Origin of the sequence: Desulfogranum marinum (assembly GCF_016918565.1) — a bacterium.
Classification (GTDB): domain Bacteria; phylum Desulfobacterota; class Desulfobulbia; order Desulfobulbales; family Desulfobulbaceae; genus Desulfogranum; species Desulfogranum marinum.
Map to the genome: position 1 here is coordinate 371,502 of NZ_JAFFQD010000001.1, position 12,659 is coordinate 384,160.

The following is a 12,659-nucleotide window of genomic DNA, read 5'->3' on the forward strand; positions in this document are numbered from 1 at the left end:
TGGCTAAATCTCTTTTTGTAGAGTTAAAGAACACTCATCAACACTTGCCAGAGGTTCTCCCGGCGCTGGATCCTGTGCGACAATTTTTCCGGTTCCACTTATCCGCACCCTGATATTCTGCGTATTGATTCTCTGCAGCCCCTTGCGTAAGCTCAACCCTATCAGCTCCGGCATATGCACGGTTGCGGCAACGGCTGTTTCCACAGGTTCTTGGAAATCAAGTCGCTTGCTAATAAAAAACTGATGAAAATTCTCAGGATTTTTTTGTTGCGGATAGGGTGGTCTCTCCACATGCGGCTTATTCATTAATTGGCTCAGCACATCCTTACCGATATTGGCCAACTTCTCTTTTTTCTTGTTTCCGGGAGATGGCAGCAGGGTGTCTTTTTCAACAGCCATCACCAACATATAACGCGGCATTTTTACAGGTAAAAGTCCCATGTAGAATTCTTGCATCAGATACTGTGACAACCCATTGTTCACGTTTAAGGCTACATGCGATGTAGTAAAATCAACCAACCCTTCCATCTCACCTTTTTTGGGATTTTGATTGCGAAACAATTCTCTTCGTACAATGACCCCTGAGGCAGGGTCAAGAATATGTTCACGCTCCGTAAACTCCTGATCTCTTACATATTCCCTCTTAGTGCCGTGATCATAGATTCCCTCCAGAATATATGGCGCTATTCTCCACCCTCCATTAACAAGACTGGCCAGCGCAACGCTCATTTGCGCGCCGGTCAGTGTGTCTTCTGCGGGACTTCCTGCCGATTCTTTTTCTAATTGTTGATCCTTGGTGTTCGTTCCCCACTGGTCAAGCACATGCTTTTCCAACCCTAACCGCGTTTCAAACTGTTGCAGAGTCTGTTCATCAACACCGTACCTGGGCGCAGCAACGGTGGGAGGCAACATTTTTTTGATTGTCAGGCCTTCTCTGGCTATGGCTGCAGCTTTAGCAATGATCGGCTCAATCAGTGCCTTATGAAAATCGTGCCGATAGACCCTGTTCAACCGAACTTGATCATCAGCCTGCCAGAAATAATTGGGATTAAAAGAGGGATAGTTCATTACCGCCAGAACCTTACCAGTCAATGGCTCGAGTAAAACCCCCATACCCTTGACGGCTCCCTGTTGATCCAGATAACTGCGAAAACGCTTTTCAAGCTGCTTTTGAATGTCGATGTCAAGGGTCAACACCACATCCGTCGCTTTTCTGCCTAAAATTGGTTGATCTGACAAGTCAATCTCTTGTACATCCTCCTTTCTAAAAGCCCCCGGCTGCAGCAGTGTATCATATCTTCCTTCCACCCCGGCCAGTCCAATTCCCTCGCCCACGAAACCCAGCACATGGGATGCGGCAGTATGCGCCGGGTAAAAACGGACCTCTTCGGATTTACAGTAGACCCCCGGCAAATCTGCTTTATTGACCGCCTCCGCCTGCTCTTTATCCAGATCATCTGCCAACTCGATAACGCGTTGACGACTTTTAAGTTGAACTTCCAGTATATCCGGGCTTTCTTCCAACACCTGCCCTAAAAGCGCAGCGGCCTCTTTTCGGTCCTTAATTTCAGCAGGATGGACAAACAAGGAAAACAAGTGATACGAGACAGCCAGTTCCTTCAAGGATCTGTCGTAAATAGTACCTCTTAAAACAGGTTCAGCGAACGATTCGCCCGCTGAAAACCATGCATTTTTATCTATCAAAGCAGCCATTTTTCCACCCAAATCCTGAATTACCACAGGATTTCGGTAGAAAAACACACCGCCTATTATCAGCAAAACGCAAACTATGGTACTAAGGCACCGTCGTCGTCTTCGCTGCTTTATTATTCGTGGAGAAACTGTGCTTACCATTTCACCTACATCTTGTGCACCTGCCCCTGGGAGGGCACGTAAAGTTCCAGACGTGCCCCTGCCAAAGCCTGGATATGGCTTTCCGACGTGAGCTGTGCCCTTTTTGCCAACAGTATCATGTGTGAGTCATCAAGCACTTTCCGTTGCTGTTGTACCTGTTGCAGTGTTTTTTGAGCACGTTGAATCTGCCAACTGAAAAGCTGACTTACACCGGCAACCAAAACCACCGCGGCAATCAAGATAACAGCCAAAGGTCTCTGCAAATGTTTAAGTGGCGAAATCGCCAAAGGTTTACGCCTGACTTTTCGCCTTGCCACGGAAGTAGTACATACCGTTCCTGGTCTATAAGGCCTAACACTTACATTTGTAATCATACTCCTGCCTCCACAGTTCAATGAGAGCTAAAGTCGTTATATTAATGACATCGCGTAGCCACTCTCATCTTGGCACTGCGTGCTCTCGGATTACTTGTTATTTCTTCTTGGGAAGCCTGCACCGGTTTCTTGGTTATCACCTGATACGCATCGCTCTTTGCAAAAGCCTGTTTTACAATCCTGTCTTCGATGGAATGAAAACTAATCATGCAAATCCTAGCGTCTTCTGCGAGCACCTGAGGAGCCGTGCTGATCAACTTCGTTATATTTTCAAACTCACGATTGACCGCTATGCGCAAAGCCTGGAAAACCTTGGTTGCCACATGAATCTTTTTTGGATGATATTTAAAAGGGACGGCACGCGAGATTACATCAGCCAGTTGTGCTGTCGTATATATGGGTTCCCTTTCCCTTGCTTCGACAACAAACCGCGCTATGCGACGGGCCTGACGCTCCTCTCCGTAATGATAAAAGATGTCGGCCAACTCTGCCTCGCTCAACTCTGCAATAAGTTTTGCCGCCGTCAGGGTAATGTCCTTGTTCATGCGCATGTCCAACGGAGCATCAGCTTTAAAGGTAAACCCCCTTTCACTACGATCCAAATGAAGCGACGAAACCCCCAAGTCCGCAACTAAACCGTTGATGCGGTCTACACCGATACGATCCAGTTCCTCCTGCAGATGGGCATACGATGCCTGAACCAAAACAAATTGACTGCCAAAAGAAGCCAGCCGCTCTGCAGCAAGCTCTGCAGCATCACCATCCCACTCAAACCCGATTACCTTTGCGATGCCGGGCTCAAAGGTCAACAAAGCTTCGGTATGCCCGCCAAGCCCCAACGTGGCGTCCACATACACGCCCCCAGGCACCGGTGACATCCAGTACAAAACCTCTTGGGTGAGTACCGGAACATGTATTTCTCGGCCTCGATTACCCATAATAGCCTTAAAGAATTCCTAAAGAAGAAAGTCCGGAATTGAAATCCGGAAAACGATTTCTGGTCTTGCGGGTCTGCTCAATCCAAGCAGTTTTATCCCATATTTCGAAATGGTGGAGCATACCGTTCAACACGACATCTTTGTCAATTTCAAATTCTGACCGCAGCGTTGCAGGCACTAGAATTCTACCTTGCTTATCTAACGTACACTCTGTCACACCTGAGATAACGTAGCGAACAAAATCTCCAAAGCCAGGCTCCATCTGCCCTTGCCCAAGGAGCTTTTCTTCAAGTTCTTCCCATTCGGAAACAGGATAGGCTCGGAGGCATTTTTCCCAGTTGGTCACAACAAGAGTCTCTGTATACACTTCGCGTAATACTTCCCTGAATCTAGTAGGAATATTGAGGCGCCCCTTGCTGTCAAGCGTGTGCTCGGAACGGCTGCGAAATCTGTATTCTGAAATATTGCCTTTCAATGCACCTACCGTAGTTACCACGCAACCCTTTTAAACCACTTTACACCACTTATAACCATTTTTTATACCAAGGAGGTGGGTGCGTCAAGGAAATTTCTCAGAAGATCAATGGCTTGTCACCCCACCCTAAACAAAGAGAGCACAACATATTGTATGCCAACCACTCACGAGGCACAAAAATCAATCTAGACGAACATCCTTAACAGTGGCAAACAACAGCTTCTGGGCGTGCGACCTGGGATCAACACGTTGATATAAAGATACTTTTTCAGGCGAAGTTGGAGAAAAACAGAAGGGGAGAAAAATCACAAAAAAACGAGGGGGCAAAGTGGGGAAAAATTACCAGCAATAGAAAAACAGTCTACTTAAGGAAGTAAATCAGTCAAAGAGTCGCGACTGTCGCAATGGTGTTGGTGCTGTATAATCAAAATGTTTATAGGCCGCTTCGGTGGCCATCCTGCCGCGGGGTGTACGGATTAAAAAACCAGACTGGATAAGAAAAGGTTCGTAAACATCTTCCAAGGTGTTTTTTTCTTCACACACTGCAGTGGCAAGCGTTTCCAGGCCAATAGGGCCACCCTGAAACTTATCTATCAAGGTCAACAAAATCCGGCGATCCATGTCGTCGAGACCCAACCGATCGACGTTAAGCATATGCAATGCCTTATCTGCGATGGGACCGGTAATAATTTCCTGACCAGCCACTTCAGCAAAGTCGCGAACCCTCCGTAAAAGACGATTGGCAATCCTCGGCGTACCACGAGAGCGCCTGCCAAGCTCCAGCGCTCCTTCCTGGTCGATACTGACTTGAAACAAACCGGCAGCCCGTTGAACAATTGTCTTCAATTCTTCCGGGGCATAAAACTCAAGACGTAAAATCACGCCAAACCTATCGCGAAGTGGCGGGGTCAACAAACCGGTTCTTGTCGTTGCTCCAACCAAAGTAAACCGGGGCAGATCCATTTTGACCGAACGGGCTCCAGGCCCCTGGCCGATGACCAGATCCAGTTGATAATCTTCCATGGCCGGATAGAGTATTTCTTCCACCACATGGTTCAACCGGTGTATTTCATCAATGAAAAGCACATCCCCAGCCTGCAAGCTGGTAAGAATAGCAGCCAGGTCGCCGGGACGCTCAATAACCGGGCCTGAAGTAACCTTGATATTTGCCTGCATTTCATTGGCAATAATATAGGCAAGAGTTGTTTTTCCCAGGCCAGGAAAGCCATGGAAGAGCACGTGGTCCAAAGGTTCTCCACGCCTGCGCGCCGCCTCGATAAAAACGCGCAGGCTTTGCTTCAACTGTTCCTGGCCGATATACTGATCAAGCCTGTCAGGACGCAACTCCAGCCCTGGCTGTTGATCCGCCTGCAACTCGGAACTTGACACCAGGCGCTTACCGGTGAGGTCTTCTTCAAAATTCATAACTCACCTATTGTCTCTCCAATTACCATTGTCGGTCATGCCAAACCCTGTAAAGCAAGACGGATAAGCTCTTCCACTGCCATGGCATCAGCCCCCTCACCATGCTGTTTCTGTACACGACGCAAGGCCTGCCATGCAAGGTGTTGTGGATAGCCAAGATTAATCAGGGCCGACACAGCATCCTGGACAGCATTCCCCTGAGCGGGACTTCCTGATACCACAGATGGCTGCCCTTCAACTCCAGAAGGCGCTAAACGACCTACCTTCTCGCCCAATTCAACGCACAATCGTTGCGCTGTTTTCTTACCAACTCCGGAAATTGCAGTTAACCGAGCATAGTCCTCCATACTTATCGCCGTGGTCAATTCTTCACTCCCAAGCCCGGAAAGAATTGCCAACGCCAGCTTAGGGCCGATGCCGGATACAGTTACCAGCAAAAGAAATAACTCCTTGGTCTCCTGCTTTTCAAACCCAAAAAGAGTAATTGCGTCCTCGCGGACATTGGTCTGAATCAGCAGAAAACACTCTTCACCGATTGCCGGCAGCAAATCATAGGTCCTGGAAGAGATAAACACCTCATACCCGACACCCTGCACATCAAGTACAATGGAACCAGGCGACTTAGAACGTACAATACCGTTGAGCGAAGCAATCATGAACGTATGGCGAAAATGCCAAAGAAATCAAACCAACATGTCGCCGAGCTTGCTAAAAAAGGACTAGCAACCTCGGCACCAAAATACCCTGTATCAACCATTGCACCTCTCAACAATTCAACCGCTCCCCATATCTTAAATGATGAGCATGGCAAATGGCCACCGCAAGGGCATCGGCTGCGTCACTGGAAGGACTTTTCTCCAACTCAAGCAACACTTTGACCATATGCTGCACTTGTTTTTTATCAGCCTGGCCATAGCCGGAGATAGCCTGCTTGACCTTCCTTGCTGTATAATCAAAAGCCTCCATGGAATGCTGCATAATGGCAACAATGGCTGCACCTCTCGCATGTCCGAGCTTCAGGGCCGATCGAGGATTACGATCGACAAAAACATCTTCAATGGCAGCAACCTCGGGCTTATGGGTAAGAATGACCTCATTCAAACCGTTAAAAATAACAGAAAGGCGTCTAGAAAAGTCCTTTTCATGGGTAGTGCGTATCGTCCCGCATGCGATAAACCCAATATTTTGTCCCTCGGTAGCTATCACCCCATATCCGGTTATTCTGGACCCGGGGTCTACCCCAAGGATACGCACCACCTTTGCCGACACGCTCAGGAAAGAGCCTCTATCAACTCATCCGGGATATCAAAGTTGGCATGCACTTTCTGCACGTCATCATGGTCTTCAAGGTTTTCCAACAATTTCAACAATGATTTGGCAGGCTTTTCTTCATCTACCTCAACCACATTTTTAGGAATCATGGAAATGGTGGCCTCGCTGCATACCACTTTATTTTTCTCGAGTTCGTCAACCACTTCGCTGAAGTCTTCAGGCTCGGTGAGAATCTGGAAGTTATCTTCTTCCTCAACCACGTCTTCTGCACCCGCTTCCAAAGCAATGTCCATCAACGCTTCTTCATCAATACCTTCCTTATCAACCAGGATAGAACCTTTCTTATCAAACATCCAAGCAACACAGCCGGATTCGCCAAGGTTGCCGCCGCTTTTTGCAAAATAATGCCGAATATCGGCAACGGTTCTGTTCTTGTTGTCGGTCATCGTCTCAACCAGGACAGCCACCCCACCTGGACCGTATCCTTCATACAAAATCTCTTCATAGACCGCACCGTCTAGATCACCGGTACCTTTCTTAATAGCCCTGTCGATATTATCCTTGGGCATATTTTCAGATTTAGCAGCTGTTATCGCACTTCGCAGACGAGGGTTACCATCGGCATCTCCGCCACCCATTTTGGCGGCAATGGTAATTTCTTTAATTAATTTGGTAAAAATTTTTCCACGCTTGGCATCGTTTGCCCCTTTCTTACGTTTAATGGTGCTCCATTTAGAATGTCCAGACACTGCGAAACTCCCCCTCTCTAGTATTTATCTCAAACCATGTAGTTAATGGTTATTTTTCGGTTATTTCCACTTAATTTTTTTTTATTCGGCGCCACCTGAAAGGGACACTCCTACACAAAAGCCACTCTTTACTTCTGCACGGCTTTTTGACGAAACCCCCGCCCGAGAATAAAAACCTCTCGGCTTTCTTTACGCGAACTCTTCGGCTTGACCACCTTTACCGTCTGGAAAAAAGCTTTACACGCCTGTACCACCGCTGGAAAGTCTTCTCCCTGAAAGGCCTTTACGTACAATGTCCCGTTTTCATGCAACAGATTCACAGAAAGCTCCAACACTCTGCGCACCAACCGCATCGATTGCTGATGATCTGCATATTGACTGCCGGTTGTCCTTGGTGCCATATCACTGAGAACGACATGAAAACCAGGCCATTTTTCACGAAGCAGGGTAACCAAGTCGTCGGCGTACACATCATAACAGAGCCAATGAATTTCAGCATTGGGTTTTTGACTGGGAAAATCTGTTGGCTGGATATCGACCCCAACAACAGTTCCACGTTCACCAGCCACCTCTGCTGCATACAAACTCCAACTTCCGGGATGGCAACCAAAATCAATAATCCGCTGCCCTTTTTTCATAAACTTGTATTTCTGCTGCACCTCATCAAGCTTATATACAGAGCGAGCCGGATAATTGTCTTTCTTTGCCTTTTTAAAATAAAAATCATTTACCTTACGCATTCTCTCTCCATCTTTTTCTAACCCAATTTCCTCATGAACTTTTTGATTACAAACTCAATTAATTGATATTATTGTTTAAGATTAATTGTACAATTAACTGTCTGTTTTTCGTTTTCAATCAAAAAGTTCTCCCTTCGGGTCAATAGATTTTTCCGCAGGGTCTACGTTACAAACCACTTGCGGTGGTTAACTACCGGAGTCTTCGCTACCCGGAGTCTACGCTTACCTGCTGCGCGGCTTGAGCCCTACCCTGCGAAAAACTTTATTTATGAAAAATCCGGGCTGAGTGTCACGGCAACGCTGATGCAAAAAACTTCAACGCCATATGCCGACATTTCATCGTTGACGTGCCCCTGACTTCTCCTGCATATCTTCCGCAATAGACCGAGCCATAGCCAAAGCCTCATCGCGGGTTGTTATCAACTGTTCCATCTGCGCCTCCAGAACCGCCTCCAGAATCACTTTAAAATGCGGACCAGGAACAAGAGCCAATTCACCAATAAGGTCGTTTCCAGTGAGTAACGGCGTCCCGGCAAGAACCGGCGCAACATTCTCCACCTGCACCAATTCCACCTGTGCAAACAATTGCCCTAGCTCCATTTCTATGTTCAGCGGTCGCATCCCCCTCTGACCGGCTCGCGCATCAGCCATGGCCAACAGAAAAAGGCCGGCAAGGTCGGTTCCCATACTTTTAATCAAGCGAATGCAGGCCTTGGTCGATACGCTACCTTTACGTGCCACGTTAAGTAAATGAAACGGGCGCATGTGATGACTAATTAAATTCGCTACCTTTTCAACAACATAATTACTCCAGCGCTGCCTTTTACCGATTGCCCTGACAATCCGCGCCCCTTCATTATCATGGTTATAAAAGGTTATTCGATCATCCCGACTTTGATCAATAACATGGGTCACCGGCTTCCCTACATCATGAAGAAGAGCAGCCCAAGTAAGTATAGCTGTACAGTCTTCACCAGCCAGATACTCTGCTATAGAATCTTTCCGTTCCGGATACCCATGAGCAGTTGACCGAAGCAACAGCTCCATTTGAGCCAGTGTCTCAATATTATGAAAAAAGACGTCCAAATGATGGCTGGCCGGCTGCTGCATGCCTAATCCTTGGCGTAACTCCGGCAATATCTCCCACAACAACCTGCTCTCAGCCATTTCTTTGAGAGCGGCAGCAGCACGCCCTGACCCCATGATTAAATCAAGCTCATGACAAATTCGCTCAGGAGCGACATGGTCAACAAGGCTTGCCTGACGCCTGACGAGATCACCTGTACTTGACTCTATGTCAAATCCAAGCACGGCCGCAAACCGGAATACGCGCACCATACGCAACGGGTCACGCTCAAAGGCCTGCTCTGATGTTACGCGAATTTTTCGGGCTGCAATATCCGACAAACCTCCGGAGGGATCGACGATTGGCAACAAACAGTTTTTTATCTCCCTGCCTTGTTCCAACAGAGGATCAAGACAAACGCCAAGGGAGTTGATGGTTAAATCACGTTTATTTAATTCCTCTGCAAAAGTTGCAGCACCTTCTCGAAAGGCTGAAAAATCAACGCTCACTCCGTGGAACACGACCCTTGCAGCATCTTCTTCCCGACCAAGGGGAACAAAAGCCCCCCCTGTCTGCTTAGCCACTTCCCCTGCCCACAAATGTGCTCCATCAGGCACTGTAATATCAATATCCCCCGGAACATAACCGAGGAGCAAATCACGAACCGTTCCCCCTGCAAGATACACTGATTGCCCATGTTGCTCCTGCAATGCAGCAAGCTTCTCGCATAGCCAGCACGGCAGGACACGGGCTACCTGCTTTCCGGTCAGCGCTCCCTGCCCTTGAACCATAAAAGCTACCTTTTATTCCATCCGCCACAACTGAAGCTTTGACCCAGCAAGCGGTTTATACATTTGAGAGACACGTCCCCTTCCAGTGGTAACAGTCACCTCTGCGGGAATTGCCTCACCGTTTACTTTTTTACTGTAGGAAACCACTATTCCGGCAGCAGCATTAACAACTTCCTCTTTACGATGCCCCTCTATCTGCGCGTCACCGAGGCGTAACAATGCGGTAGGACCGGGATGGGTCGTCATTTCAAACAGCCAATCACCCGGTCTCCAGTAAGAGGCTATCCGATCATTCTCTTTTTCATCTCTACCTACCACCAGCCAAAATTTATCAAACAGTAAAAATTGACGCCCAACGAGCAGCAAATTAACATCATCAACAGAAATATCCTGCGAATCAGGCGTGTAGGCACCAGCGTAATATTTTTCTATCCGCCCACCAAGGTTTCCGTCTGTAAGCATGCAGCCACCAGCCGCATTTGGATAGTCCTTTATCCCCAAGGCCTTTGCCAATGCCATCTGCGGCTTTCTTCCCCTACCCGAAAAACCGTAGAGTTGTTCCCGATCAACAAGACCTTCCTGTTCGGCCCTGGTCGGCGCAAGCAACTTGGCGCTCAAAGGCCGCAACAAAATCCCGGCGCAGCCTGCATCACGCTCTATGACGCGCAAAGTATCCCTTCTTTGCGACATGGGACGTTGTCCCACCACCTCACCGGTTACCAGAAAAGAAGCGTTATACCGTGCCATCAGTTCCCTGGCCCTGGTCAACATAAGTATCTTACAATCAATACAGGGATTAAAATTTTTACCAAACCCATGGGCAGGATTTCGCAACAGATCCAGGTACCCTTCACTCAGGTTCACCAACTCAACGTTGAGCCCATACTTACGTTCCACCTCTGCGGTATATTCATCTTTTTTTGCAAGCAGGTCATAATCAAAAAAAGGGGTCACGAATTTCAATGCCACCACCTTAATCCCCTGCGCTGCAATAACCCGGCAGGCAAGAATAGAATCAAGCCCACCGGAAAAAAGCCCTAAGGCTACTGTTTGTTTCACACGCTACTCCTTTTCCGCCTACGTTCGGCCAGTTCTTTTGCATACATCATGGTCTGGCCGGTAGGATCCTCTCCACCAAGCATCCTTGCCAGCTCTACTACTTTTTCCTCTTCATCAAGCCGAACCAACACGGTTTTGGTCCGCCCGTCCTGAATGCGTTTTTCAATCCTGAAATGAAGATCAGCACCTGCAGCGATCTGGGGGAGGTGGGTAATACAAAAAACCTGGTGATGGCTGGAAAGCTCACGAATTTTTTCAGCAACTGCCTCTGCAGCCTGACCACCTATCCCGGCATCGACCTCATCAAAAATGACCGTATCGACCTGATCTCGACGGGCGAGGATGCATTTCATGGCCAGCATCAGGCGTGACAACTCCCCACCAGAGGCAATGCGAACCAGCGGCTTAGGTGGTTCACCTGGATTGGCGGAAAAAAGAAACTCCACCGTATCCCGGCCACTTACCTGTACTCCATCCAGACCAAGCCCTTCCGGAACGGCCATCTGCACTTTAAAAATCGCCTGATTGAAACTCAGGGAAGCTAACTCTGATTCCATGACTCTCCCTAGCCGCAGAGCAGTCTCTTTCCTTGCCTCTGACAGCTCCGTCGCCTTTAACAATGCCTTGGTACTGACTTGCTCGAGTTCAACCTCCAGGTCATCAATCCGTCCCTCAAGCCCTTCCAGCTCTTTCACCTCCAGGCGAACCTTTTCTGCAAACGCAATAACTTCCTCCAAAGTAGGACCATATTTTCTCTGCAGCTGCTTTAACAATGCCAATCGCTCTGCTATAGCTTCCATCCGTGACACATCCGTTGGGATAGTCTGGAGATAACTGCTCAGTTCCTGTTCTATATCACTGATTTCATAGCAGGCTGAAACAGCGCGCTCAGCAAGTTCAGCAACAGAAGGGTCAAGGGTTGTCAGCTGTCCCAGGTCTTTTCTGACCTCTGAAAGGGTATCTAAAATAGTTCCTGAAAAAAGATGTTGCGCCTTTTTGGTAATCTGGAGCAATGCTGCTGATGACTTGAGTTTATCTCGCTCCTGCAAGAGCTGTTCATCCTCTCCCGGCCTCAGTCTCGCATTTTCGATCTCTTCCAGCTGAAAAAGAAGAAAATCTTTCTGCTGTTCTTTTTCCTGTTCTTTTTCAAGTAACTGTCTCAGATCGGTTGAAAGCGCCTGCCACTGTTTAAACAAACGGGAAAACTGCTCTCTCAGCGGCCAGAGTTCCCCATAGGTATCAAGAAAATCCAAATGATGACGAGTATTCAGCAGCTGTTGATTATCATGCTGGCTGGCAATATTGACTAAACCATCAGCCAATTCCCTGGCCGTACGGGCAGTTACAAGCTGGTCATTGATATACAACTTGCTTCGCCCTTGACTGGTAATAACCCTGCGGACAATACACGTCGCACCGTTATGCAATGCATGGTTGTCGAGCACGTCCTGCAAAGCACCTTGCTCCTCACGAATTTCGAACAGTGCTTCAATGTGTGCCTGGTCGCAGTCGCTACGTACCCAGGACGAAGAGCTCCTGCCGCCCCCCAGCAGGTGTATTGCCTGCAAAATTATAGATTTACCAGCACCTGTTTCACCTGTTAACACAATTAACCCGGTTGCACGTTCCGACACATCGAGATGAAGTGCATCAACCAAGGCGAGATTTTGTACTCTGAGTTCATGGAGCATGACGACTGACCTTAGGGGTGTTACCTTTTGGATTCATTATATCTATTATTATTACGAAAAGCAGGTGGTCTCTTCCACCCTTGCTGCCTGCCTGAAGAAATGAAGTCACCCCGTATTGCTCATCAATTCAGGTGGTGCCAGGCTCAAAATTTTTAGGAGTAAAGAGGAGAGCGAAGATTCCCGGTAAGCGAAGACTCCGGGTACAAGTAGACTCCGACAATATGC

The 12,659-nt window shown here is 48.0% G+C and carries 12 protein-coding genes; all 12 read right to left on the reverse strand.

Annotated elements, in window-relative coordinates; all coding sequences use genetic code 11:
• Window positions 1–3: 3 nt before the first annotated feature.
• The 12 genes from JWH17_RS01610 to recN all read right to left on the reverse strand — a co-directional run bounded on the left by JWH17_RS01610 (window position 4) and on the right by recN (window position 12,434).
• Window positions 4–1,713 (reverse strand): PASTA domain-containing protein, encoded by a 1,710-nt coding sequence (locus JWH17_RS01610; RefSeq protein ID WP_205220802.1) that lies wholly within the window; start codon window positions 1,711–1,713, stop codon window positions 4–6.
• 146 nt (window positions 1,714–1,859) lie between these two features.
• Complete coding sequence (locus JWH17_RS01615) at window positions 1,860–2,228, reverse strand: cell division protein FtsL (protein WP_205220803.1); 369 nt, start codon at window positions 2,226–2,228, stop codon at window positions 1,860–1,862.
• Window positions 2,229–2,269: 41 nt separating this feature from the next.
• Complete coding sequence (gene rsmH / locus JWH17_RS01620) at window positions 2,270–3,166, reverse strand: 16S rRNA (cytosine(1402)-N(4))-methyltransferase RsmH (RefSeq protein WP_205220804.1); 897 nt, start codon at window positions 3,164–3,166, stop codon at window positions 2,270–2,272.
• Window positions 3,167–3,173: 7 nt separating this feature from the next.
• Window positions 3,174–3,662 (reverse strand): division/cell wall cluster transcriptional repressor MraZ, encoded by a 489-nt coding sequence (mraZ, locus tag JWH17_RS01625; protein WP_319550510.1) that lies wholly within the window; start codon window positions 3,660–3,662, stop codon window positions 3,174–3,176.
• Window positions 3,663–4,019: 357 nt separating this feature from the next.
• The gene (gene ruvB / locus JWH17_RS01630) at window positions 4,020–5,066 is read right to left on the reverse strand and encodes a Holliday junction branch migration DNA helicase RuvB (protein WP_205220805.1); all 1,047 of its coding nucleotides are present in this window, start codon (window positions 5,064–5,066) and stop codon (window positions 4,020–4,022) included.
• A gap of 35 nt (window positions 5,067–5,101) precedes the next feature.
• A complete protein-coding gene (gene ruvA, locus JWH17_RS01635) occupies window positions 5,102–5,722 on the reverse strand; it encodes a Holliday junction branch migration protein RuvA (protein WP_205220806.1) in 621 nt (206 codons plus the stop codon).
• A gap of 109 nt (window positions 5,723–5,831) precedes the next feature.
• Window positions 5,832–6,335 carry a crossover junction endodeoxyribonuclease RuvC gene (gene ruvC / locus JWH17_RS01640; RefSeq protein WP_319550508.1) on the reverse strand — a complete coding sequence of 168 codons (504 nt, stop codon included), beginning with the start codon at window positions 6,333–6,335 and terminating at the stop codon, window positions 5,832–5,834.
• Window positions 6,336–6,337: 2 nt separating this feature from the next.
• Window positions 6,338–7,087 (reverse strand): YebC/PmpR family DNA-binding transcriptional regulator, encoded by a 750-nt coding sequence (locus JWH17_RS01645; RefSeq protein WP_205220807.1) that lies wholly within the window; start codon window positions 7,085–7,087, stop codon window positions 6,338–6,340.
• A 128-nt stretch (window positions 7,088–7,215) separates the two neighbouring features.
• Entirely contained in the window at window positions 7,216–7,827 is a 612-nt protein-coding gene (locus JWH17_RS01650) for an SAM-dependent methyltransferase (protein ID WP_205220808.1), read from the reverse strand.
• 336 nt (window positions 7,828–8,163) lie between these two features.
• Window positions 8,164–9,684 (reverse strand): tRNA nucleotidyltransferase/poly(A) polymerase-related protein, encoded by a 1,521-nt coding sequence (locus tag JWH17_RS01655; RefSeq protein ID WP_205220809.1) that lies wholly within the window; start codon window positions 9,682–9,684, stop codon window positions 8,164–8,166.
• Between the two features lie 12 nt (window positions 9,685–9,696).
• Window positions 9,697–10,743 carry a thiamine biosynthesis protein gene (locus JWH17_RS24280; protein ID WP_205220810.1) on the reverse strand — a complete coding sequence of 349 codons (1,047 nt, stop codon included), beginning with the start codon at window positions 10,741–10,743 and terminating at the stop codon, window positions 9,697–9,699.
• A complete protein-coding gene (gene recN, locus JWH17_RS01665; RefSeq protein ID WP_205220811.1) occupies window positions 10,740–12,434 on the reverse strand; it encodes a DNA repair protein RecN in 1,695 nt (564 codons plus the stop codon). Before recN ends, JWH17_RS24280 begins: the two co-directional genes overlap by 4 nt.
• Between the last annotated feature and the right edge of the window lie 225 nt (window positions 12,435–12,659).